The organism is Serratia sp. CY43202 (genome assembly GCF_052168755.1).
In the GTDB taxonomy this organism is placed as follows: Bacteria; Pseudomonadota; Gammaproteobacteria; order Enterobacterales; family Enterobacteriaceae; genus Serratia; species Serratia bockelmannii.
The window spans coordinates 937,780-963,175 of the sequence record NZ_JBJNMB010000002.1 but is presented as its reverse complement, the minus strand read 5'-3'; the positions used below and the strand labels follow the sequence as shown (position 1 = coordinate 963,175).

The following is a 25,396-nucleotide window of genomic DNA, read 5'->3' as shown; positions in this document are numbered from 1 at the left end:
CCTTCAGTGCCTGGCTTTTTTACCGTCGCTGTGGCCGAGAGAGCGATCGGGGAAGCTGTGATCGCGCAGCCGCTGCTTTAACTGCGCCGCATCGGGGAAGCCACCGTCAATCTTGCGATCCCAAATCATCACGCCATCGACGCTGATTTGATAGACCCCGCCGGTGCCCGGCATCAGGGTGACGGAGGCGAGATCGTCACCAAAGGTGTTCAGCAGCTCTTGCGCCATCCAGCCGGCGCGCAGCAGCCAGTTGCATTGCGAACAGTAGTGGATCGTCACTGCGGGGGCATTTTTCATCGTTGGCGGATCGAGTAGGAAGCGGTGCTTGCATCATCAGCTGCCGCACCGCCGTTGTCAATTTTCCTAACGGTATGGGCCGAGGCTCGCGGCAGGGGCGCTGTCGGCGATGAATTCGCCGGTGGCCGAGTTGCCGAAGACGGTGCTCTCTGTCGGCACCTTTGCGCCGCCGAACAGCCATTTTACGGAGCCGGCGCCGTGTGAAGAGGCCGCCCAGCCTTGCAGCGGCAGCGTTTGGCTGACGCCGATCTCCCCTACGGCGTGCCAGATCAGGCCGTCGATTGAATAACTGCCTTGTGCCTGGTGGCCATCGGCCCGAACCGTCAGCTTCAGCCATATCGGCGTATTGCTGCTGACGACGGGCTTGCCGTTGACGCCATTTGGCAGACGGGCATCGATTTTTTCCGTACCGGCGCCGTTATCCCGCCGGTACTGCATGCGGATTTCGTGAGCAGCGGTTTGAAATATTGCGATATAGGCGGCGTCATCGGCGGTCGTGGCCCGCGCCATCACTCCGCCTTTGATAAAGCCGTCGGTATGTGACTGCGGGTTGGCGACGAAGGCGCTGAGCGTGCGTTCGGCACCGATAGTGGCACGATCGAAACGAAAATAGCCGCTGTCGCGTTTATTCCAGATATCGCCGGAGTCGACCTTGATGGCGCAGAGTGCACCGGATTCGGTCAGATCCGGCGGTAGCGTGACGTCGATGCCGGTAAACGGATAGCCGGTCATCGGCAGATCGGTGCGCGCCCACCCGTCCCAATCGGCGTTAACCTTGTTGGTGGCCAGATGGTGCGCGCGACTGTTCCAGCCGGTAGCCCAACTGTTTGCGTCGTTCAGGCCGTAGGCGCGGCCGACAAAGCCGGCGGTAAACACCGCGTTCGCCAGGGCGGTGTGGGCGGCCGAGAGGTTGAACATCACGGCGCAGGCGTGTTGGTCGATTTGTTGCGCCTGGGTGATTTCCGGCGTGACGAACGCCAGCCGTTGATTGGCGGTGGCGCCGTTTTGCACATACTGATTGAGCACCGAATTCGGCGAGGCGAGATCGCCGGTGGTGCAGCCAACAATGAACTTGCCGCGCAGGGTGTCGAGCGACGGCCACCCATAGGCGGCGATCGCTGCTTGCAGATCGGTGCAGTCGCCGATCAGATCGGGTGGTCCCCAAATGTGTTCGCGCCCCAGGCGCTCGGCCAACAAACGATCGAGCGATTCGGGTGTTTGATCTCGGGCGGCGTTGAAGTCGTCTTTCAAATCCAGCCACAGGGTGACGACTTCGTGCTGCGGCACCGCGCGATGAAACGCCAACAGCGCGTCCAGTGCATCCGCCAAGGTGTTGACTGAGCTGACCTGATCGATGACCGCCAGATGATAAACGTACCAGTTGCCGTTTAACTGCGGCCAACCGGCGGCGTTATTACTGTTGTGGATATCGATCTCAAGGGAACGGATGCGCCAGTACAGCGCCTGAGCCGGGTAGCTTTCCGTGCGTTGATACGAGTTGTGGGTGCTCTTTTGCCGCACCTGATGGTAGCGAATCGTTGCATCATTCATGACGTTGCCTCTCATCAAGACGCAGGGACGGGACGCGCAGTCCCGCACCCTGCGTGGGTTATGCTTTGCCGTTGCTCCAGCCGGCGGGATCCAATACCAGCGCCGTTTGCAGCCCGATGCTGCCGGTCATCGCCGGGCTGTAGGCCTGTTGTCCATAGAAGGCCGTCGGCGGGGTTCCTGTCGCCGTGCCACCGCCGCTCGGCAGCAGCGGCGAGACGGCCTGCTTGGCCACCGCACCGCCGAGACTGCTGAAAGTTGGCAGGCTGAATTTCCCCAGGACGAAACTTTGCATTCCCCCGACCAGTGGCAGGTTGTAGTTGGGGATGCGGCTGACGAAGGCTGGCAACGGCACGATGCCCAGGCTACCGAAAGCGTTGTAGGCGTTGCTGACCTGGGTGAGCGAGGTCGGGCTGAAGGCCCAGCCGTTGCCGCCGGTCAGCTCGGCGAAACGCGCAGCCTGCTGGAAGGCGGCCGTACCGCCAACCCCTGCGGCGCCGCCACTGATCGCGCCGCCGACGGCACCGGTAACGGCGCCTTTCAGCAGCGACTGTTGCCAACTGCCGCTGTTGGCGACGCCAAAGGCGTCGTTGATGAAGAATTGGCTCACTCCCTGCGCCGCACCTACTGCCGCGCCTACGGTGGCTCCGACCCCTGCGCCGGCCGCCAGGCCCGCCGCAATGCCGCCGGCGGTGGTGGAAGCTGCCGCCGCCGCTGCCGACCCTGCGGCAAAGGCGCCGACTCCGCCGGCGGCGGACAGAGCCCCGGCGAGGGCTCCTATCCCTGCGCCGGCGAATACATAACCGGCTAGCGCGCCGCCGCGCAATCCGGACTGATAGCCGCTGTACAGGGCGACCCCGCCGCCCAGCACGGCGCCGACGGCGGCCCCGATCAGCAAGATGATAATGATTGGGGCGATCTCACCGGAAGGGTCGGTCTGATTAACCGGGTTGTTGCCGCAGTAGACGTAAGGGCCGCCATACTGGAATCTAGGATCGCAGGAGTAAAAGCGCCCCAATTGCGGATCGTAGAAGCGCGCCCGATAGTTATAGAGTCCCAAATCTTCGTCCAACTCCTGGCCGGTGTAGCGATAGCGCAGTAACGAGGACGTGCCGACGCCAGTCGGCAACGATTGGCCGAAGGGCATGTAGTCGAGCAATGCGTTGACCTGACCGTTTTCCGCCACTACGGCACGGATCGAACCTTGCTGATCCTTCAGCACGTACTGGGCCTCACCACCGTCGATGAGCAGCAGCAATCCGCCGACGCCATAGAGATATTGCGTCGTACGAGCGCCGAACTCCATCAGCGGCGCGTCGCTCAGGCCGTGTACGTAAGCGAGTTTGCTGCCGTCGGCGAACCGCTTTTGCACCCGCTGATTGATGCCGTTGTAGCACAGCGCAAGCTGGCGGCCGTCATCCAGTGCGATCGTTAACGGAAGATTATTCAGTGGGTTGTAATCGATACGCTGAATACCGCGACTGGCGGAGAGCGTGACGTTACCGACGACGTCATACTCGTAACGCTGCGCGACCGCGTCATTGGCGAGCACGGCGGCGACTTTGCCGCTGTTCGGCTGATACTCGTAGCTGAAGAGGGTGTCTCCCTGTTGCAGCCGGAGGATGTTGCCGCCGGCGTCGAAGGTCAGCGGCGCGCCGACGCCGAGGCTGTAGGCGGAATTGACGCTGTGCTCGGCGACCGTCAATTGGCCGCGCGGATCGTAGCGATAGCGATAAGCGAAGCTGTTTTCGGGCCTGACCGCATTGTCGTGCACTACGCCGGCGATATTGCCGTTGAAGTAACCGGCGCCCTCGTAGCCGCCGTCGGTGTAGCTGAAGCGATGTTTCAACAGCGGTGCGCCGTCGGCATAGTGGTTGTTGATTTCATTCAACCAGCCGGGAGAGTTATAACTCATGGTGCGTCGCAGCGCCCGCCCCCCCTGTGAATTCAACTGCTCTTCAGCCAGGCTGCCGTCGGCATGGTAACGGTAGCGAACGAACTTCTCCGGATCGTCCGGCGTGCCGATGGCGGCGGTTTGTCCCATGTCGTTATAGCGATAGGCCACGCTGGCGAGCGGCGCGCCGGCGGGATAATCGATGCGGATGACGTTGCCGAGGTTGTCGTAGGCATAGCCCGTGATGTAATCGCCAGCGTCCGGCAGACGCAGTTGCGACAGGGTCGCATTGCCTCCCGTATCGTAGCCATAGCAGTTTTCGACGCAGAGTCCGTCAGCGGCGCGACGGTACATTTTCCACAGGCGGCCGCGCAGAGTCGGCTCGTCGCCTTCGCCGTCATAGACGTTTTGCGTTTGCCAGTCATCATGGTGCGGGTAGTGCGGATCGTTATCGGCGATCGCCTGCAGCGCCGAACCGTCACCCCAGGCTTGCGCCACTTCGCCATCCTCACTCAGGCGCCCCAGAACGTCATATTTTTTATACAACACGCGGTCTTTCGCGCGGCTCAGCGGCGTTGAGCTGAAACGCAGACGTCCGGCAGGATCGTAGATATACGTCGTTTCTCCGGCATCCGGCGTGACGCGTGCAGCGAGCTGACACAGGAAGTTGTAGCGATTGTGGCTGATGAAGGCGTCATCCGCCGGGGAAGACGACGGGTGGCGAACCTGCACGATATTGCCCGCCGCGTCGAAGATCTGTTGGACAGCGTCGCGAACAACGCCGCCGGCCTCGGTCTGCTTGCTCAGCGTCTGGCCACGGCGATCGTTGAGTGACAGCACGCCGGTGCCATCGGCATCGTACAGGGCGCTCACCCGCAATTCTCCAGGGCGACAGGCGATACCTGCCACCTGCGTGTGATCGCTGACGGCGTAAATGAATCGTGTAATATGCGGGTTGTCGCCGGTAATGGCGAAGGTTTTGCCTGGCATGCCTTTGGCCACCGGGCGTTTCAGCGAGGAAGCCTCATAACGGGTGCCGCTATAGGGGTAACCTTCGTCCTGCGGGTAATAATCACTCACTTCACCGGTCATCACGCCGTTTGCGGCGTCCAGTGTGCGGACAAAGGCCGCCCGGTAGCCGAACAACGTGCGTTCAAAGGCGGCGATCTTGGTTTCGGCAACCGTATTGCCCAGCGCGTCGTACAGCGTTTCACGCACCAGGCATCGTCCTTCGTTCAGCACCTGATGCTGCGTTTCCTGCCGGTTGGCGTTTTTATACGTGATGGCCAGCTGTGGCGAACGGAAGGTAACCGCATTGGCAAAATAGATTTCCCCCTGTGCCTGCAGGCTGAATTCACCGTCGATCCTCGCATCGGTCTGAAGGGCGAAAACCTGACGACCGTCGGCATATAACAGAACGGCATCGTCGCCCGGTACCAGCAGCACCGAGGTGGGCAGGCAGCCGTTGGTCGCGTCGTCAGTGTAGGTGTTGCCCGCCAGCGTCAGCCGCCATCCCGCGATGGCGTCCCACTGGGCGCTCAGACTGTCGCCGATCGTCAGGCCGAAGGCGAGGTTCTGCGTCGCCGGCGACGAAAGGGTGAAGCCCACCGCGTAGCGGCCGGCGGTGGCCAACCAACGCAGGCGGTTGAGCGTCGTACCGCAATGCAGTAGCCGGCCCTGGCTGAGACGCCAGGCGCTGTCGTCGTCGCGCCGCCAGCGCGTCCAGGTTTGTTCGCCCTGCGTGAAGGTTTCGTATTGCCCGCCGTCGGCGGCCAGAATTTCGCAGCTGCTGGCGGGATCGTGCTGCGGGTAGCTGAATGGCAGCGTGTCGTGCCAACTACGTGGCGCATAGTTCACCACGCCTTTCTTGCTTTCGCCTTGTGGCCCGGTCTCAACGAACTTTTGCCGCAGCGGATCGTAGCCGCAGCGCAGGACATCGGCGTTGTTACCCATAACGGCGATCTCATCCAGATACAGCGGATCGTAGCAGCGGGCCTCCATCTTGCTGGCCAACGGCGTGACGCTGACGGTGTTGAACAGCACATAGCCGACCGTTTTTTGGTTGTCGAAGGCGAGCGCGAGCGGACGCTCCGGATCGCCGCTATAGGGGATGACGCTTTGCCAGTAAACCCAAGCGCCTTCTGCCGTGGGGACGATCGGCGTGGTGTGCGGCGCGGCGTTGCCACTACGGCTGATCAAGTTTGCCGCACCGGGCGCCGCGTTGAAACCGGGCGAGGTTTTGAGCCAGGCGGAGACAACGACCGGCTGCGTTTGCCGCAGCGGCGCCGTTCGGGTCAGGGTCGCACCGACGCCGAGTTTGAGGCTGCGGCTGCCGACATAGGCGTCGTCGTCGACGATCGCCGTATCGCCGTCGAGCCGCCAGGGATCGGTGCTGTGTTGATAGGGTTCGAAACCGATGAAATCGCACTCATCCGCCGCGCCGCTGACGAACGCCGCCACCGGCAGGATCTGGTTGTTGTCCCACAGCGTGCTTTCGACCTGGCTTTCGCTGTTTTTCTGGGAGAGGATCGCACCATAGAATGTTCTGGCCAGTATTGTGCCTACCGGCAACCACGCGTCACCCGGATCGCTTGCCAGCGCCGGCGGACTGGGGGGCTGGGCGCCAATCGCGGCTTGCAGCACATAGGCTTGCGTGGCGGCCCACACTGTCGGCGCAGCTTCATCGGCAAGCGGCTGTTGCCGTTGCAGAGCGCCGTAGCGTTGCAGACTGCCGGCGTAGATTGGCAGCGCCTCTCCCAGCGCCGCGCTCCCCGCTGCGTCGAATTGGCTGAAGGGCGCGTCGATCGCATTTTTCAGTAAGAACCAGGGATAGGCTTCGAACGCATAGCCGTAGAGTTTGGCAACGCCCTGCGTTTCTCCGGTGGCGGTCACATTGTCAAAGCGCTCGCGGATCAATTTGCCGAAGCGTGAGTCATAGCGATAATCGGTACGTATCGCCAGGCCATCATTAAGGCTGTTGTCGGCGATGCAGCGCGTATAACCGCCGAACAGCGGTCGCTCGACGCCGTCGATCGCTACGGAGGTGAAGGCCATCAGGTTTTTTTGTTCGTGAACCAACAGATTGCCGTCGGCGTCAAACACCTTTTGCTCGATCAATTGGCCGTCCAACAGCCCGGATGATGCTTGATCTGCAGCGCGAACTCGCTGGCCGACCTGCGGATCCTGGCGCGTCAGGCCATTGAAGTAATAGTTCTCGCGATAGCCGAAGCGCGGCGCGGACATGCTCTCGCTGCCGGGATAGCTGGCACTCTTGTAGTACTTGAAGACCGCGCCGGTAGGGTCGCAGGTCGCTGTCGCAATGTCGAACACGTAGCAGGTGGTGCTGACGGCGTAGCCGTCATCGATGCTGACCGTGTCGACGCAGTAATCCACCAGTGCGCCTTGCAGCGTGTTGTCGAGGTAGCGATTCAGCGTCAGGCTTTCCGCATTATCGAAGTCTTTGTTCAGCGGTAGATAGGTAACGAACGCGGACAGGCCGGCGGGATATTGGCCGTTGATATTGGGTTTGACCATGCCGGAGACGCCAATCTGCGTGAAATAACGTTGCGTGAGCGTGTCATCGCCGGCGAAGGCCTGATTGCGGAAGGTTTTCACGGTGGTGTTTTTGGCTGCCGTGCCGTCCAGGTTCAGATAAGAGATAAAGCGCGGTCCCTGATTGATCATGGTGGTGCTGTCTATCGCGTAGGGCACTTCGGCATATCCGGCTGCCGCGTCCAACCAATTGCACCAGGAACCGCGGTGATAGACGCGGTTGCCCATGGTGGCGATATCCGCGCCTGCCGTCGGGAAGTAGTGTCTTTTTCTTTCCGAAGTCGGATCGTCACGGGTATAGAGATCGCGCGCCGCATCGTTCCAGGCGGTGATTTGCCGGTTGGGATCGTAGGCTACCATGCGCGCCTGAGCCGCGAATTCGCGGTTGCTGACGGCGATTGCGTAATCGGCGCCGTAGGCGAACCAGTTGATGTCCTGATCGCTGCAGGTACTGCGTAACAGCAGGCTGTCGTTACGCAGCCAGTCTGCGCCGTTATAGCGCAGCAGATAGGGGCCGGACGCAATCATGGCGTTGTTGACGAATTTTGCCAGGAACGGAATGGTGAGGGTTTGCGACGGCGCGCTTTTCGGCAGGCGGCAGGGAAAGTCAGTGCTGGTCATGGCGCCGAATGCCGCGTCCCATCCGATGACCTTGACGGTGTAATCAACGCTGAGCGAAACCTCCTGCGTGATGTAGGTCAGCGCGATAAACGAGGCGCCGGCGGCAAAACCGAAACGGGTGGCCGACGCATCGCCGCCGAGGGTGAACACCAGCGGGAGTGAGGCGCCGTTTCGCCATTGTTCTTGGCTATCCTGATAATAAAGCGCCAGCCGATTACGGTGTTCGCCGCCGGTGAGGGGGGCATAATCCAGGACGGCGTAATAGCCGTTGGCCGCCGCGATGTAGGGGCGGGCGGTGGCGTTGAGATCGCCAGACCTATCGGCGATCGCCCACCGTTTGGTGAAGTTATCCCAGGTGTAGCGCAGCAGCGTCCGTTGATCCTTGTCGCAGACCACAAAAAAGTTGTCGCCGGCGGCCAGCTGCAGTTGGGTGGTGTTGGCGGCGATTGGCGCGCTGTCGAACCACTCGCCCCATTTGCGGTTATCCTTGTGATAGACATGCGCATAGGATTTGCCGCTCTGCGGGGTGGCATAGGTCAGGCAGGCGAAATCACCGGCAGTGACGACGTTGACACTGTTGATGTCGAAAGCGGCCTTGATCGTTTGCTGCTCGGGAGCCCAGCATTGCCAGCGCCCAAGCCAGGTGTAAAATGTGACGTGGATTTGGTCGCTCGACTCGTTAAGCCACAGGCAGACCGCGTAATCGCCGCCGAACCATACGCGCGGTTTGGCGCTGCGCGGCCAGGGACTGACGATCTGCCGCTGGCGATCGCACAGCGGCAGCGTTTGTTGCTTATACCGGTAGGCGATTTTCGCACCGTCCGGCGTGACGGCGCCACTGAGCGCGCCGGCATTGACCGTACCCGCCGGCCAGTAGCTGAACTGCATCTGCGGCAGCGCACAATTTTCCGCATAGCGCCGCTGGACGCCGGTGAGCGTGCGTTTGACGGTATCACCGTAAAGCGGATCGCTTTGCGGGTAACCGCTGAAATTACTCTGCGTGTCATAGCTCAGCTGCACCGCATAGAGCAATGTGCCCTGCGAGTTTTTGACGACGATGTTGTCCAGATAGCGCGTTTCGTAGCGATCCTGATAGGCTGAAGCGGCGTTGCCGGGGGCCTTGCTGTAGGGGGTATCCCAATGCGGAGACAGGTATTCCCGTGGGCCTGCGGGCGACTGCGTGTCGTACCGCTTCTCCTGATAGCCAAAATCGACGGTGCGATCGAACATGTCGGTGATGCGCGTCAGGTAGCAGGCTTTGGTAAAACTTAAGCCTCGTTCGCCAACCGGCTGTTCAACGGCCTCGTAATGGAAGGCGATCCGATCGCCCCACAGGCTTTCCACCTGCGCCAGATTCCAGATTGCCGCAAAGCGAGACTGCAAGGCATCGCCCTGGGGCGAGTGGGTCAAAGCGGATTGTCCCGACCAGTTGCCCCAGCGCACTTTCCATTGAATGCTCTGATCATCCTGCGCGTTGCCGCCGTAGAAGTAGCTGACCCCGTTGTCCTTGACCAGCTCCCAGCGTTCGAACTGCGGATAATACAGGACCTTGCTGAAATCATAGTGGAAGCACTCAAACGCTTCACCGCCGGAGAAGACGGCGAGTTCGGCGTCCTGGCGCAGCACGTTGAAGGTGCGCTGATAGACTGGGTCGATAATTTCCCATTGTCGATCGTCGAACCGCGTGACGACCTGAGCATGGCAACCCAACTGCAGGCCGGCGGCGATGAAAGCGGATTGGATTTCGGTGTCCACTTTGCCGCTATTGAGCGCGGTGGTGGCGGCGATTGGTAATTTCGCTCTCAGCCAATCGTTGGGCGCGCGAATTAATTCTGATGAGGCGTTGTTGGTATAAATTCGATAAAGGTTGTCACCGGGTGTTGCATTATCCCGGTGATCGGCTTCAATGCGTTCGAAAGGCAATTGCCAGCCTAATCCCATAATTCCGGTTGGTGCGCTAACATTTGATTGATAAATTTCATTTTTGATGTTGCTGCCATAAAATGCAGTGACTTTGACGTCGAGTTGATTCCTTCCGGTTAACGCAACCAAATCAAGCGATAAATTCACATCGCCGCGAAACAGATTGACGCTGTCTTCGAATATGTTTTTTTCATTGCTTTCGAATTGGCTTGGCCGTACTGGCGGGATCTGACCGTTGGTTTTGTCACTCATTTTTAAATACCCTCATCGATAAAGCGCAGGGAAACAAAATGGCTTTCAATCGCCAGGGGCGATTGAAAGCCAGGCGATGCGCCTCTGCGCCCAAACGGCGGGCCAGCGGCCGCTCAACGTCTCAGGATTCGCATTCGGCGATCACCAGCACCCTTACCGTACCTGAGGTTTTATTGTTGGATTTGTCCTCCATAAAGCAGGTGGCGGACACCGTGACACTGCTGCCGCTGAGGCCGGCGATCGCGCTGGAGACGTCGATTGTTTTCAGGTGGTGGTCGGTATTGCCGTAAGAAACGTTAAACCCCTGAACGGCGACGGAAGCATTAATCACCCGTGAACCAAAATCCAAACTTTGAGTGGAGCCGGAACTGACGCTAATAACTTTAAATTGTGTCGTCGACATATATAACCTCGAATTTTTAGACAGCTGTGGGTAGCGCCGCTAAAAATAGCGGCGATGAAAAATAGAAGGTGAAGAAAAGTCTTATCAGAGATAAACAGCATAGTTAAAACTAGGGGAGGTAATTGATTCTGTCAATGCAAGTATAAATAAAATTAAACCATTTCAAAATCATGATGATAAATAAAATAACTTTTTTATCAATGATATTAAGCGTGTTAATTATAATCTTATTCAGTCGTTATTGAACTAAGGGTATTTCTGTGACAGGTGATGTTACATTAATTAGAGAGCGTTGTTTTTATTGTGTTAAGTGAATGGCACTCATGCTTCTGCAATGCCGTGCAATTAATTCAATAAAAAAAATTTCTCTGCTATATTTTAAAGCTAACCGTTTAGCGGAAAAAGAGAATGTGAATTGTCGCCCTGGGTGACAGTAACGACCGTGATCAAGACCGTTTTTATAATCCGGCTGGAGGAATACAGCATGAAAGCTGCCGTAGTGACGAAAAACCATACCGTAGACATTCAGGATAAAGTGCTGCGCCCGCTGAAGCACGGCGAGGCGGCGTTAAAAATGGAGTGTTGCGGGGTGTGCCACACCGACTTGCACGTGAAAAACGGCGATTTCGGCGAGGTGCCGGGCATTACGTTGGGACATGAGGGTATCGGCGTGGTCTCCGCCGTCGGTGAGGGCGTTACCTCGTTAAAAGTGGGTGACCGCGCTAGCGTCGCCTGGTTTTACCAGGGTTGCGGCCATTGCGAATATTGCGTCAGCGGCAACGAAACCCTGTGCCGCTCGGTGAAAAATGCCGGCTACAGCGTTGACGGCGGCATGGCGGAAGAGTGCATCGTGGTGGCGGACTACGCGGTGAAAGTGCCGGACGGGCTCGATTCTTTCGCCGCCAGCAGTATCACCTGCGCCGGGGTCACCACCTACAAGGCGGTGAAAATTTCCGATATCAAGCCGGGGCAGTGGATCGCCATCTATGGCCTGGGCGGGCTGGGCAACCTGGCGTTGCAGTACGCCAAAAACGTGTTTAACGCCAAAGTGATTGCCATCGACGTCAACGACGGCCAGTTGGAGTTCGCCAAACAGATTGGCGCCGATCTGACCATCAACTCCAAAACGCAAAATGCGGAGGAGATCATTCAGCAGCAAACCGGCGGCGCTCACGCGGCGGTGGTGACGGCGGTGGCGAAAGCCGCCTTCAATTCGGCGGTCAATGCGGTGCGCGCCGGCGGTAAAGTGGTGGCCGTGGGGCTGCCGCCGGAGAGCATGGATCTGAGCATTCCGCGCCTGGTGCTGGACGGCATTCAGGTGGTGGGGTCGCTGGTCGGCACACGCGAAGATCTGAAAGAGGCGTTCCAGTTCGCTGCCGAAGGCAAAGTGACGCCGAAAGTGACCAAACGGCCATTGGGCGATATCAACGCCATCTTCGACGAGATGAAGGCGGGCACCATTCGCGGTCGCATGGTGATCGATCTCGGCATGGCGAAATAAGCATCGCTAAAAAAGGCCACCCGCGGGTGGCCTTCTTGTCGCTATGCCCGGCTCAGAACAGGCCCAGCGGTTTGGCGTCGTAGCTGACCAGCAGGTTTTTCACCTGTTGATAGTGCGACAGCGCCGCCTTGTGGGTTTCGCGCCCGATACCGGAGTTCTTGTAGCCGCCGAACGCGGCGTGCGCCGGGTACAGGTGGTAGCAGTTGGTCCACACGCGGCCGGCCTTGATCGCGCGTCCCATGCGGTAGGCGCGGTTGATGTCGCGGGTCCAGAGCCCGGCGCCCAGTCCGAACTCGGTGTCGTTGGCCAACGCTAGAGCTTCGGCCTCATCCTTGAAGGTGGTGACGCCAATCACCGGCCCGAAGATTTCCTCACGGAAGAAACGCATACTGTTGTTGCCGGTAATCAGCGTCGGCTGCAGGTAGAAACCGTTTTGCACTTCGTCGCCGCGCTGAGCGGGTTCGCCGCCCGCAACGATTTTGCCTCCCTCGTTTTTAGCGATGTCGATGTACGACAGGATCTTGTCATACTGCTGTTTTGACGCCTGGGCACCGATCATGGTCTCGGTGTCGAAGGGATCGCCCTGGCGGATGGTGGCGATGCGTGCCAGCACTTTCTCCATAAACTGCGGGTAGATGGATTCCTGGATCAACGCGCGTGAAGGGCAGGTGCACACCTCCCCCTGATTGAAGAAGCCCAGCACCAGCCCCTCAACCGCCTTGTCGATAAACTCCGGCTCCGCCTGCATGATGTCTTCAAAATAAATGTTCGGCGATTTGCCGCCCAGCTCGACGGTGCTGGGGATGATGTTCTCCGCCGCACAGGCGAGGATGTGGCGGCCGACCGGCGTGGAGCCGGTGAAGGCGATTTTTTCGATGCGTTTGCTGCGCGCCAGCGCTTCGCCGGCCTCGGCGCCGAAGCCTTGCACCACGTTGAGCACCCCCGGCGGCAGCAGATCGCCGATCTCTTCCATCAGCACGCTGATGCCGAGCGGCGTCTGTTCCGCCGGTTTCAGCACCACGCAGTTACCGCCCGCCAGCGCCGGCGCCAGTTTCCAGGCGGCCATCAGCAGCGGGAAGTTCCACGGTATGATCTGACCGACTACGCCCAGCGGTTCATAGATATGGTAGGCCACGGTATTTTGGTCGATCTCCGCCGCAGTGCCTTCCTGCGCGCGCAGGCAGCCGGCGAAGTAGCGGAAATGGTCGACCGCCAGCGGCAAATCGGCATTCAGGGTTTCGCGGATCGGTTTGCCGTTGTCCCAGGTTTCGGTCAGCGCCAGCATCTCCAGCCGCGACTCGATGCGATCGGCGATCGCCAGCAGCACGTTGGCGCGTTCTTGCACGCTGGTTTTGCCCCAGGCGTCCGCCGCCGCATGCGCCGCGTCGAGCGCCAGTTCGATGTCTTTGGCGTCGGAACGTGGGAATTCGGCGATCGGCTGGCCGGTCACCGGCGAGGTGTTGGTGAAGTAGTTGCCGGATACCGGTTCGACGAATTTACCGCCAATGTAGTTGCCATAGCGTTTGCGGAACGAAACCAGCGAGCCAGGCAAACCGGGGTGGACATATTTCATGTGAAGCACCTCTCTGCAGATGATAACCGGCGCTATTGGGCTGCGCCTGTGAGTGCGGCATGTCGCCGCAGCACGGAGAAGCACGGCCCGTGCCAGATTGATGAATGGCGAAGATGATCGTTAAAAGATCTTATTTATTAACGCGTTAAAAGTTGATATGACGTGACGAATCATGCGGTACCGCCGCTGGCGATGGGTTTTTGTGTTCCGTGTCGCAACGCCTGATACACATCTGTGATACATATTTGCAACACTCGTAAACGGGGGGAGAAACGCATGTTGCCTGATGACCGCTTGCCCACCGAGGGCGCCAGTTTGTTGACCCGCCCGCTGGCGGAATCCTGGCAGCGCAGCCGGGGCTACGGCCTGACGCGCGCCGATCAACATATCCCTTTTATCAAAGCCGGATTACTCGAAGAGCTACGCAGCCGCAATGACTGGGTGCCGCAACGGGTACAGCCGCTGATCGAGCAGTTGGGCGCGCAAATTACGCGCCAGCCCGCCATCGTGGTGATCGCCGACGCCGACGGACTGGTGCTGGAAACCCGCGGCAATACCGACTTTCTGCACAAGGCGTCGCGCTTTGCGCTGGCGCCGGGCAACCAGTGGGGCGAAGCGGATCGGGGTACCAATGCCATCGGCACCGCGCTGGCACTCGGCGCGTTCTGCGAGGTCCGCGGCGACCAGCATTTCCTCAACCAAAATGCCGGATTGAACTGCACCGCCGCACCGATCTATCGGCCGGATGGCCGCATTGCCGGCATACTGGATCTCTCCGCCCCCGCGCAGCGCCCGTACCGCGATGCACAGCGCCTGATCATGCAGGCGGTGCGGCATATCGAACACCGCTGGGTCAGAAGCGCGATCGCCGACCGTCACTGGACGCTGCGCCTGCACGCCAACGCCGGGAGCCTGGGCAGCGCGCAGGAGCTGCTGCTGGTGTTTCACGACGAAGTGCTGGTCGCCGCCAATCGGCTGGCGATGCTGGAGTTCCGGCTTTCACCGGCCGCATTAGGCTCGGTTGAGTTTGCCCAGCTGTTTCCCGACCTGCTGCGACAGCCCTCCGGCGCACCGCACCAGACGCTGGCCGGCAATCAACGGCATTATTATTCGCTGCTCGAGGCGCCGCAGCGCCGCGTTAGCGCCCTGCGTTCGGTTCCGCCGCCGGCGGAACGGCATGACGAACAGCATCAGAAGGCGCTACGCATTCTCAATGCCGGCCTTTCCCTGTGCGTGACCGGCGAAACCGGCTGCGGTAAAGAGCATTTCAGCCGACGCTTGTTTCAACAGAGCCGCTGGCGCAACGGCAACTTCGTGGCGATCAACTGCGCGGCGCTGCCTGAGCCGCTGATCGAATCCGAACTGTTCGGCTATGCGCCGGGGGCGTTTACCGGCGCCAACCCGAAAGGGTATATCGGCAAGATCCGCGAGGCGGACGGCGGCGTGCTGTTCCTCGATGAAATCGGCGACATGCCGGCGGGCCTGCAAACGCGCCTGCTGCGGGTGTTACAGGAAAAAACGGTCACGCCGCTCGGTAGCCGCAGCGCTTATCCGGTCGATTTCGCGCTGGTCTGCGCCACGCACCACGATCTGCATCGGCAGGTAGAGGCGGGGGCGTTTCGTGAGGATTTGCTGTACCGCATACAGGAATACAGCCTGTGCATCCCGCCGCTCAGAGAGCGGGCGCAGCTGGAGACCTTCATTTTGCAGTTGTGGCGAGAGCTGGGCGGCGAGCGGCGCGACATTCGCCTGTTGCCGGAGGCGCTGGCGATGCTGGCGCGCTATCCATGGCCCGGCAACGTGCGGCAGCTGTTGAGTACGCTCAAGGTGCTGCTGGCATTGGCGGACGATCATGCGGTGCTCACCCTGGACGATCTGCCTCAGTCCATCGCGGTGCTGGCGCCGCGCCAGGAGAACGCCGATACCGGCCAGGCGGATCTGCAGACGGCGATCGACAGGGCGGGCGGCAATCTCAGCCGGGCGGCGAAGGCGCTGGGCGTTTCGCGCAGCACGCTGTACCGCAAGTTGGGGAGGCAGAAAGCGGTGGCGGAATGAAACGTCATGATTGCTCATCAATAACCGGCCCCTCGATGCGGGGCCGGTTCATGCTCTAGTCCCCCAGTCCCGGCGGGTTAATCTCCGAATGGGCAATCTTCTCGTCGCTTTCCGCCCAGCGATCCAGCACCTGCAGATAGCTGCCGTTGGCGATGGCGCTGTTGAGCGAAGCCTGCACCGCGTCCACCAGACCGTTGCCTTTCTTCAGTGTGACGGCGATGTTGGCGGTCTTCGGCCAGCCGCCGGGCACAATGCCCACCAGCCGGGTTTTGCCGGTCAGCCGCGCCTGATAAGCGCCGGAGACGTTGGGCCCGAAGGTGGCGTCGGCGCGGCCAGACTGAATGGCCAACGTGGAGGCGGCCTTGTCGGTGACGTACACCGGCTGCAGCGGTGCCAGTCCCTTGGCGCGGTTCTCCTTGTCCCAGGCCAGCAGCACCGCTTCCTGATTGGTGCCGGAATCGACGATGATCTTTTTGCCGGCGATATCCGGCGCGGTGTTGATCTGGGTGATTTTACTGTCGGACTTGACGTAGAAGCCCAGCGTATCCTGCCGATAGGTGGCGAAATCGAATTTGGTCTTGCGTTCGTTGGTCACGGTGATGTTGTACACCGCGGCGTCATATTTGCCGGAGGCCACCCCCAGCGGCCAGTCTTCCCACGAGGTGGGCACCAGCTTGAGTTTCAACCCCAAACCGTCGGCCACCAGGCGCGCGATGTCCGCCTCGCTGCCGATCACCGTTTTATTGTCGCGCGCGTACAGGCCGAACGGCGGGCCGCTGCCCAGCAGGGAAATGGCCACCGTCAGCGTACCGGGCTCCACGAACTTGAAACCTGCGGGGATTTTGGCGACCGCCTCGGCGTTCTTCACCGTATGGATCGGGGTTTCGTTGGCGACGATATCCACCCCTGGCGCGGCAGCGGCGGAAAAACTCAGCAGCGCCGCCATTACTATCATCTTTTTGCTATCTATCATTATGTTAATTACCTTCATTATTAGGATTGTCACAGGGTCGTTGCACTATCTCTGAAGGCCGCAGGTCTGTGAACGAACAAAATTCACTAACCAATCTTGGAAAAATCATGATGCGCCTCTGGCGGCGCTGAATCGATCGAGGATGAAGCATGTCGTCGCGTTTCGCTACGTTGGGCCGCATACCGCGCGGCGTGTGGGTATTGGGTGGCGTGAGCCTGCTGATGGACGTTTCCTCGGAAATGATCCATAGCCTGCTGCCGCTGTTTATGGCGACGACGCTCGGTGCCAGCGTGATCGTCATCGGGCTGATCGAAGGGCTCGCGGAGACGACGGCATTGATCGTCAAGGTGTTCTCCGGCGTGCTCAGCGATTACCTCGGTAAACGTAAAGGGCTGGCGCTGCTGGGCTACGGGCTGGGCGCCATCAGCAAGCCGTTTTTCGCTATCGCATCGTCGTCCGGCATGGTGATGAGCGCGCGCCTGCTGGATCGCGTGGGCAAAGGCATCCGCGGGGCGCCGCGCGATGCCCTGGTGGCCGACGTGACGCCGCCGGAAATTCGCGGCGCGGCCTTCGGGCTGCGGCAGTCGCTGGATACCGTCGGCGCCTTTTTAGGGCCGCTGCTGGCCGTCGGCCTGATGCTGCTGTGGCACAACGATTTTCGCGCCATCTTTTGGGTGGCGACGGTCCCGGCGGCGCTGGCGATTGCGCTGCTGTTTTTCGGCCTGAAAGAGCCGACCGCCGCGATAACCCACAAGCGCACCAACCCGATCACCCGCGCCAACCTGCGGCTGCTGGGGCGCAGCTATTGGTGGGTGGTGAGCATCGGCGCGATCTTTACGCTGGCGCGCTTCAGCGAAGCGTTCCTGGTGTTGAAGGCGCAGCAGGGCGGCACGCCGCTGGCGCTGATCCCACTGGTGATGGTCGCCATGAATCTGGTCTACGCCTGCTCGGCCTATCCGTTCGGAAAACTGTCTGACCGCATGAGCCATGAAGGATTGCTGAAAGCCGGGTTGCTGGTGCTGATCGCCGCCGACCTGGTATTGGCGCTGAGCGATCATTGGAGCGGGGTGCTGTTTGGCGTAGCGCTGTGGGGGGTGCACATGGGCATGACCCAGGGGCTATTGGCGGCGATGGTGGCGCATACAGCGCCGGCTCATCTGCGCGGCACCGCGTTTGGCATGTTCAATCTGATCAGCGGCGTGGCGCTGCTGCTGGCGAGTCTTGGGGCTGGAACCTTGTGGGAGCTGTTCGGTTCCGCCTCCACCTTCTACGCCGGGGCACTCATCTGCGTAGTGACGCTTATCGGTATGCAGCTGGCGCCGTTTGGCGCACGGCAGGGGGCTTAACGGCCCTCGACAGATTGCGGCACCGCTTGCAGCAGCTCGGGCACCCGCTGGGATTCCACCGCCCGGCTGAACAGAAAACCCTGGCCAATATGGAAACCGGCTTCGCACAGCGTTTGCCGCTGCTGCTCGGTTTCCACGCCCTCGGCGATGATATCGATCGACAGCTTCTGACCGAGGATACCGATGCTTTCCACGATCGCCAGGATCGCCGGTTCGGTGTTCATGCGTTGAACGAAATCGCAGTCCAGCTTAATGCAGTCCAGCGGGTAATCCATGATATGGCTGAATGAGGAATGGCCGGTGCCGAAGTCGTCCAGTGCGATGCGGATGCCCATCTCTTTGAGCATTTGCAGCGCGCGCAGCACGTACTTGGAGCCATGTTTGTTGAACGCGTGCTCGGTCACTTCCAGTTCGATCAGGTGGTGGGGAATATGGAATTTCAGCAGGCGCTGCAGGAAGGTTTCGGCGTAGTTGTCGCGTAAAAATTCGATCGGCGACACGTTCAGCGAGATAGGGCGTACCGCTACGCCGGCCGCGCGCCAGCGGGCGATATCGGCGAAGACCTTCAGCTGCATGGCTTCACTGATCTTGGTCGCCAGCTCGTAGTCGTTGAAGGCTTCGCTGACCGTCGCCGGCAGCTGTATGCCGTTTTGCGGGCAATGCCAGCGCAGCAACGCTTCGAAGCCGACGATGCTGCCGTCGGAGAGGCTGACCTTCGGCTGGTAGCTGGGACGGATGCAGTTGTCGCGCACGATCTGGCGCGCGTAGTTGAGCTGGCTGGCGCGTGCGCGGGCCTTGTCCATCATCTTGCGATCGAACATATAGACGCCGCCGCGGCCACCGTCTTTCAGCTCATACAGCGCGGTATCAGCGCATTTCATCAGTTCCGAAGCGTCGCGGGCATCTTTGGGGTAGATGGCGCCGCCGATGCTCATACCGCAATGCAGCGTCTTGCCACCGTGGGTGATCGGCGTCTCCAGCTGCAGCAGAAACTTGTTGGCGATGCGGAAAATATCCTGCTCGTTTTCAACGTCGCTGATTACCACCGCGAATTCGTCCCCCCCGAGGCGGGAGACGAACGAATGCGTATTCATGCAGGCGCTGAGCCTTTTGCCCAGAACCCGCAGCAGATGGTCGCCCGCCGCGTGGCCCAGCGTGTCGTTCACCAGCTTGAAGTGGTCAAGATCCAGCAGCATCAGCCCGAGGGACTTGTTGCCATGCAGGGCGCGCTTCATCTCTTGCTTCAGCTTTTTCTTGAATAAACGCCGGTTGGGCAGGCCGGTCAATTCGTCATATTCGCTGGCGAGCAACAGACGCTGTTCCATCACGCGTTGCGACGTCACGTCGCGCGAGACGCACAAGATCTCGGCCACGGCGCCGTGTTCATCGCTGACGGGAGAGAGAATGTTGTCCCAATGCTGTTTTTTTCCTTGCGGCGTCACGCTCAATCCCGCGAAGCGCGCATTTTTACCGGCTCTGACGCTGTGCAGCGCCTTGCTGCCACGGCGGCGGACTTCGGGCGACAACAGCCCCAGCCAGGGCATGCCAAACTCTTTTTGCGCCGGATCCAGGCCGAGCGCCAGGCTGCCGGAGCGGTTCATGTGCCGCAGCGTGCCGTCGCGATTGATCACTTTGATGCAGTCGACGCTGGCGTCCAGCATGTCTTGCTGGATAGAGAGCGCCTGAACGTTTTGCTGACGTTGCAGCATTTGCGGGTGGATGTCGGTAGCGGTGAGGTACCAGCTGGGCTCCAGTGCCATGCCGTCCTGACGGGCGTTAAACGCCAGCATAAACCAACGGTAGGCGCCGCTGCGATCGCGCAGGCGGGCCTCGCCGGCGAATGAGGAGAGGGCAACGATCGCCTGGCGCCATTGTGTGGCCAGCCGATCGCGATCGTCGGGGTGCAGGGTATCGAGCCAATCAGCGGCGCCGTGTTCACCGGCGATTGCGCCGGTATAGTCGCGCCACTGTTTATTGAAGTAGCCGCCAAGGCGGTTGCCGAAGCAAATCAGACCGGGCAAGTCGTCTACGATTTCGCTATAGAGATCAATCGGATTTTTGTTATTGGTCTGCTTGGGCAACAGGGTCATGCGGCATTTCCTCGGAAAATTACCCATATTCTCGCTCTCTAGCAGAGCCTCTTTCAATATAGTCTTGCCAATGAAATTGGGAATAGCCAGCGGGCGCGGCTAAAAATCAGCCCGCTAGCATGGAATACATCCAGCGTGAACGCATTAGGAATACTCCTGTTATTTATAAGCCCCCCTTATATTGCAACGAAAAATAAGTGATCGGACCACGATGGGTTTTTGCCATAAAAGTTAATCAATCTGATGTTTCTATTTGATGAAATGTTCAGGTGTTTTTATGCTCTTCCACCGGCTGCTCTGCCGGCGCTATGCGTCTTCACTGACGAAAATCTCACTTATGGCGGCAATAACCGCCATTTTATGCACTCTTCAGCGGTTGTCGCAGCACCGTCGCCCGGCGTTTAGAGAAAAGTTATGATGCAAATCAAGAAATGTTTTGTTTCATCTGTTGACACTTTACTTACGTATAAGATAGCCTCGCGAATGATAATCATTAGCAAAACTGGATGGTGAGGCGAAATGCACCCACAGCCTGATCCTTACGCCCGCACCCGATGGTCGGGGCATTTCGGCGCAACGGCGCCGGCAAGCGTACATTCGCCTCCTCTCCAAACGTCTGCGCCATAGGCGCCCGGCGCGATGGCATCTCTTTGTCTGTCTGCGCCCATTTTCATCTCTCAGCCTGTCTGTTCGCGCGGCCCGCGTCGGGCCCGCATGTGTTATCCGTCGTTTCACGATCATAGGAGGTTTCAGCGCGGTTAAAACGTAAGTTTTCTTCTGGGTATAAATAAACATGGAGCGTAAAATGATACTTAATAAAAGATTGAAGTTAGCGTATTGCGTTTTTCTGGGTTGTTATGGCTTATCCATTCATTCTTCTCTTGCCGCTTATCAGGATCCCGGTCGATTGGGCGTGCCTGACAGTTGGAAAACCGCGGAGTTTAATCGCCAATGGGGGCTTAAGGCTATTTCCGCCGAATTCGCCTATGCCAGAGGCTATACCGGAAAAGGTATAACCATCGGCATTATCGATAACGCCATTCTTTCCCATTCTGAATTCGCCGGTAAACTGACGCGCCTGGATAACGGCAGTTATAACTTCTCGTATGATAAACAAGATAATATGTCTTTCGGCGATCACGGCACGCACGTAGCCGGTATCGCGGCGGCTAAAAGAGATGGCGCAGGTATGCACGGCGTTGCTTTCGACGCGGATATTATCGGCACCAAATTGAATGATTACGGTAATCGCAACGGCCGTGAAGAGCTGATTCAGAGCGCAGCCCGCGTCATCAATAACAGCTGGGGGATCGCGCCAGATATACGGCGAGACGCCAAAGGCGATATCATCTGGTTGCCGAACGGCAGGCCGGACTACGTGGCATTTGTAAAAAGCGAAGTGATCGCCGAGATGATGCGCAGCAAATCCAGCGTGGAATGGGGCAGCGAACAACCGGTGCCCACCGGCGGGCACAGCGCCATGTCGACGCTGCTGCGGGCGGCCAGGCACGGCAAGCTGATCGTCTTCTCGGCAGGAAATTACAACAACTACAATATCCCGGAAGCGCAAAAGTCACTGCCTTACGCTTTCCCGGACGTACTGAATAATTACCTGATTGTGACCAACCTGAGTGACGAAAATCAGTTAAGCGTTTCCTCGACCAGCTGCGGACAAACGGCCAGCTACTGCGTTTCCGCGCCGGGTTCTGATATTTACAGCACCGTTGGCCGGCTGGAATCCAATACCGGTGGCGCCGTGAATCGCGAAGCTTATAATAAGGGCGAGCTGTCGGTTAATCCCGGCTACGGCAATAAATCCGGCACCTCAATGGCGGCGCCGCACGTTACCGGCGTTGCCGCCGTATTGATGCAACGTTTCCCTTATATGAGCGCCGATCAAATATCCGCGGTAATTAAAACCACCGCCACCGATTTGGGTGTTGCCGGTATTGATAATCTGTTCGGCTGGGGACGTGTCAATTTACGCGATGCGATCAACGGTCCGAAAATGTTTATTACCCAAGAGGATATCCCGCAGGAATATTATGTACCGGGCTCCTACAGTGAAAAACAGTTCGTGGTGAATATCCCCGGCCTGGGAAATATCGTCGAACCCGGTACCTCTGTTGAGCGGCGCTGCACGTCGAGCGAATGCGACTTCGATTCGTGGAGTAACGACATCAGCGGGCACGGCGGCTTGACCAAAACGGGCGCCGGTACGCTGGCGTTGTTGGGTAATAACACCTATCGCGGTGATACCTGGGTGAAACAGGGCGTATTGGCGATCAACGGTTCGGTGGCCTCCAACGTCTATATCGAAAATAGCGGCACGTTGTCCGGTGAGGGTACCGTAGGCGCCTTCAGAGCGGTTCGGGGCGGCAGCGTCGCGCCGGGTAACGGCATCGGCACGCTGCATGTGTTGCACGACGCCATTTTTGATCGCGGTTCGCAGTATAACGTGGAAGTGGCGGACAATGGCCGCAGCGATAAGATCGCCGCGCGGCGCGCTTTCCTCAACGGCGGCAGTGTGAATGTCAGCCTGGAGCGCAGCCAAAACCTGCTGTCGCAGAATGAGGCGCAGAGTCTGCTGGGCAACAAGTACACCATCCTGACCACGACGGACGGCGTCAACGGCCGGTTCGAAAACGCCAACCCATCGTATCCGTTTGTTAAAGTCGCGCTGGATTATCAGGGCAATGACGTCGGCCTTGGCATCACGCGCACCGACGCCAGCTTTGACAGCCTGGCCAGCACTGAGAACGAGAAAGCGGTAGCTCGTGCGGTGGAGACGCTCAACGCGACGGAACCAGTCACGGAAACGGTGAAGCGCAGCGTGGCGGCCCCTACCGCTGAGGCGCTAAGCGCACTGCAAGGTGATGAAGGCAAAGCGCAAGCCGCTACCGAAGATGCGGGCGTCGTAACCGGCCATCCGGTGTATGAAAGCTTCCTCGGCTTCACGTCGGCCAGAGAGCTGCAACAGGCGACCCGTCAACTGTCCGGCCAGATCCACGCGGATATGGCTTCCGCCCAGATTAACGAAAGCCGTTACCTGCGCGATGCCGCCACCGAGCGCTTGCGCCAGGCGGAAGGCCGCCGTATCGCTTCCGATATCAAGGCGGATGATAATGGGGCCTGGGCGAAACTGCTGGGCAACTGGGGGCATGCTTCCGGCAACGACAACGCCACCGGCTACCAGACCTCTACCTATGGCGTACTGTTAGGTCTGGACAGCGAACTGTTTGACGACGGCCGGCTTGGGGTGATGACCGGGTATACCCGCACTTCGCTGGATGGCGGTTATCAGTCAGATGCCCACAGCGACAACTACCATCTGGGGCTGTACGGCGACAAACGCTTCGGCGCGTTGGCCCTGCGAGCAGGCGGCACCTATACCTGGCATCGCATCGACACCTCGCGCTCGGTGAACTACGGCGCGCAGTCGGATCGCGAGAAGGCCAAGTATAACGCGCGTACCGGTCAGCTGTTCATCGAAAGCGGCTACGATTGGTCGAGCGATGCGGTCAACCTTGAGCCGTTCGCCAACCTGGCGTATACCCATTACCGTAACGAGGAGATCAACGAGCAAGGCGGGGCAGCGGCACTGCGCGGCGACAAACAAAGTCAGTCCGCCACCGCCTCGACGCTGGGTCTCCGCGCCGACACCGAGTGGCAAACCGACGGTGTGGCGATCGCGCTGCGCGGCGAGCTGGGTTGGCAGCATCAATACGGCAAGCTGGAGCGCAAAACGCAGCTGATGTTCAAACGTACCGATGCGGCGTTCGACGTAAACAGCGTGCCGGTTTCCCGCGATGGGGCGATTCTGAAAGCGGGCGTCGATGTGTCGATTAACAAAAACGCCGTCCTGTCCCTTGGCTACGGCGGGCAGCTGTCGTCCAACCACCAGGATAACAGCGTCAACGCCGGTCTGACCTGGCGCTTCTGATCGCGGTTAGCGTGCTTCGCTTTATTCAGCCCTCATCGTGACGATGGGGGTTTTTTATTGCGCGGGCGGCAAGCCGTCGACGATGGTAATCATGGCTTCCGCCACGTGGCGCCGCTGTTGTTTTGCCAATTGATAGGCCGGTGAATGGTAGCAGGCCAACGCGGTAGCGTAGTCGTCGAATTCGATCAGCACATGCTTTATGAACGCCGGGCCTTCCAGCGTTTGCGCCTGTTCGCCGCGGGCGAGAAAACGGGCGTTGAACTGGCGAAACGCCTGGGGCGCCAAATCCATATAATGCTGATATTGCTGCGGATCTCTTACGGTGACATGGGCAATCCAATACGCGGGCATTTCAGGACTCCTGCTGCAGAATGCGCTTGGCCAGTGCGGCAGCCTCGGTCAGATGTTCGATGACCTCTTGCCTGGCCTGCGTCGGGTTGTTTTGCTCGATGGCGTGATAGATCCGCGTCATGCGCTCGAAACCGGCCAGCTGACGCTCCGGGGTTTTCAGGGTCAGGGCACGCAGGCGACTGATGCGGCTATTCAGGCGTTGAACGATTTCCCAGGCGATGGCGTGATGGGCCACTTGGAAAATGGTTTCATAAAAAGCCTGCGACGCTTCAACGCGCTGAATATCGTCCTGCCCGGCCGAAGCCTGATTAATTGCAATTAATTTTTCATGCAGTTTCTTTTTATCTTCCGGCCCAGCGTTCAAGGCGCAGTCGTGAGCGGCATCCTGTTCAAGCAGCAGACGAATAGTATAAATCTGCTCGGCAATGTCCCAGGTTAAAATAGCGACAATCGGCCCTTTCTTACCGAGCGTCTCAATGAGTCCCTCCGCTTCGAGATAACGGATCACCTCACGCACTACGCTGCGGCTGACGCCCAGCTCCTCGCACAGGCTGCGTTCCACCAAACGATCGCCGGCCTGAAAATACCCTGAGATAATCGCCTGCCTAATTTTCGCCAATGCCAATTCGCGCAAGGTGACCGGTGCATTCTCAATCTTCAATGATGCCTGAACCATAATTGTCTCTATTTTTTGTGGATCATCATTAATCCGGATAACGACGCGAATTCCCGTTTGCCCGGTACTATTAACATCTTTCCAACCCGCAAAGCAACGGCGGCCGATTTCGCGCCGCATCGCCAAAACGGTGAATGTTGCAGCAGCTCACAAAATCGAAAGATAGCCTAAAAAAAACGCTTTTCGTTGCCGATACCCGCTGGCTCAACGGGTTCGGCATCGGCACAGGTTGCCGAGTGGGGGCGGTCATGGCCGGCGTTTTGCCCCCAGTCAAAGCCCAATCGAGTTTATTAATGCATTGATTAATAAGTGTTATTTTCAATTTATTTTTGCCGTCTCATCGCAAAATAAGAATACCGTATTATGGTATACCAAATTTTGACATGCCAATCTGCCCG

General features: G+C 59.2%; 13 protein-coding genes. 4 read left to right on the top strand and 9 right to left on the bottom strand.

What is annotated here, in order from left to right; genetic code table 11:
• Nucleotides 1-3 precede the first annotated feature (3 nt).
• From ACJ8J5_RS06230 to ACJ8J5_RS06215, 4 genes are all read right to left on the bottom strand, one after another.
• Nucleotides 4-297, bottom strand: a complete 294-nt coding sequence (locus ACJ8J5_RS06230) for a SelT/SelW/SelH family protein (protein ID WP_004928553.1) — start codon at nt 295-297, stop codon at nt 4-6.
• 66 nt (nt 298-363) lie between these two features.
• Complete coding sequence (locus ACJ8J5_RS06225; RefSeq protein WP_406903287.1) at nt 364-1,848, bottom strand: Ca2+-dependent phosphoinositide-specific phospholipase C; 1,485 nt, start codon at nt 1,846-1,848, stop codon at nt 364-366.
• Nucleotides 1,849-1,906: 58 nt separating this feature from the next.
• The gene (locus ACJ8J5_RS06220) at nt 1,907-9,853 is read right to left on the bottom strand and encodes an RHS repeat domain-containing protein (RefSeq protein WP_414104505.1); all 7,947 of its coding nucleotides are present in this window, start codon (nt 9,851-9,853) and stop codon (nt 1,907-1,909) included.
• Nucleotides 9,854-10,208: 355 nt separating this feature from the next.
• The gene (locus ACJ8J5_RS06215) at nt 10,209-10,418 is read right to left on the bottom strand and encodes a hypothetical protein (RefSeq protein ID WP_049207659.1); all 210 of its coding nucleotides are present in this window, start codon (nt 10,416-10,418) and stop codon (nt 10,209-10,211) included.
• A gap of 556 nt (nt 10,419-10,974) precedes the next feature.
• On the opposite strand from ACJ8J5_RS06215, the gene adhP reads away from it, so the two are divergent.
• Nucleotides 10,975-11,991, top strand: a complete 1,017-nt coding sequence (gene adhP / locus ACJ8J5_RS06210; RefSeq protein ID WP_004928541.1) for an alcohol dehydrogenase AdhP — start codon at nt 10,975-10,977, stop codon at nt 11,989-11,991.
• Nucleotides 11,992-12,043: 52 nt separating this feature from the next.
• Here adhP and exaC read toward each other — a convergent pair whose 3' ends face one another.
• Complete coding sequence (exaC, locus tag ACJ8J5_RS06205) at nt 12,044-13,564, bottom strand: acetaldehyde dehydrogenase ExaC (RefSeq protein WP_060447184.1); 1,521 nt, start codon at nt 13,562-13,564, stop codon at nt 12,044-12,046.
• A 276-nt stretch (nt 13,565-13,840) separates the two neighbouring features.
• Between exaC and ACJ8J5_RS06200 the strand changes: the two genes are divergently transcribed.
• On the top strand, nt 13,841-15,619 hold the full coding sequence (locus ACJ8J5_RS06200) for a sigma-54-dependent Fis family transcriptional regulator (protein ID WP_060433040.1): 1,779 nt from the start codon (nt 13,841-13,843) through the stop codon (nt 15,617-15,619).
• A gap of 55 nt (nt 15,620-15,674) precedes the next feature.
• Here ACJ8J5_RS06200 and ACJ8J5_RS06195 read toward each other — a convergent pair whose 3' ends face one another.
• Nucleotides 15,675-16,592, bottom strand: a complete 918-nt coding sequence (locus tag ACJ8J5_RS06195) for an ABC transporter substrate-binding protein (RefSeq protein WP_102984707.1) — start codon at nt 16,590-16,592, stop codon at nt 15,675-15,677.
• A 149-nt stretch (nt 16,593-16,741) separates the two neighbouring features.
• On the opposite strand from ACJ8J5_RS06195, the gene ACJ8J5_RS06190 reads away from it, so the two are divergent.
• The gene (locus ACJ8J5_RS06190) at nt 16,742-17,938 is read left to right on the top strand and encodes an MFS transporter (protein ID WP_308369674.1); all 1,197 of its coding nucleotides are present in this window, start codon (nt 16,742-16,744) and stop codon (nt 17,936-17,938) included.
• Here the strand turns inward: ACJ8J5_RS06190 and ACJ8J5_RS06185 are convergent.
• A complete protein-coding gene (locus tag ACJ8J5_RS06185) occupies nt 17,935-20,028 on the bottom strand; it encodes a putative bifunctional diguanylate cyclase/phosphodiesterase (protein WP_049204018.1) in 2,094 nt (697 codons plus the stop codon). The genes ACJ8J5_RS06190 and ACJ8J5_RS06185 overlap by 4 nt on opposite strands.
• A 907-nt stretch (nt 20,029-20,935) precedes the next feature.
• Here ACJ8J5_RS06185 and ACJ8J5_RS06180 point away from each other — a divergent pair.
• The gene (locus tag ACJ8J5_RS06180) at nt 20,936-23,971 is read left to right on the top strand and encodes an autotransporter outer membrane beta-barrel domain-containing protein (RefSeq protein ID WP_089195877.1); all 3,036 of its coding nucleotides are present in this window, start codon (nt 20,936-20,938) and stop codon (nt 23,969-23,971) included.
• A 54-nt stretch (nt 23,972-24,025) separates the two neighbouring features.
• Here ACJ8J5_RS06180 and ACJ8J5_RS06175 read toward each other — a convergent pair whose 3' ends face one another.
• Both ACJ8J5_RS06175 and ACJ8J5_RS06170 read right to left on the bottom strand, forming a co-directional pair.
• A complete protein-coding gene (locus tag ACJ8J5_RS06175; protein WP_049204019.1) occupies nt 24,026-24,322 on the bottom strand; it encodes a DUF1330 domain-containing protein in 297 nt (98 codons plus the stop codon).
• 1 nt (nt 24,323) lies between these two features.
• Nucleotides 24,324-25,118, bottom strand: a complete 795-nt coding sequence (locus tag ACJ8J5_RS06170; protein ID WP_225735574.1) for a GntR family transcriptional regulator — start codon at nt 25,116-25,118, stop codon at nt 24,324-24,326.
• Nucleotides 25,119-25,396 lie beyond the last annotated feature (278 nt).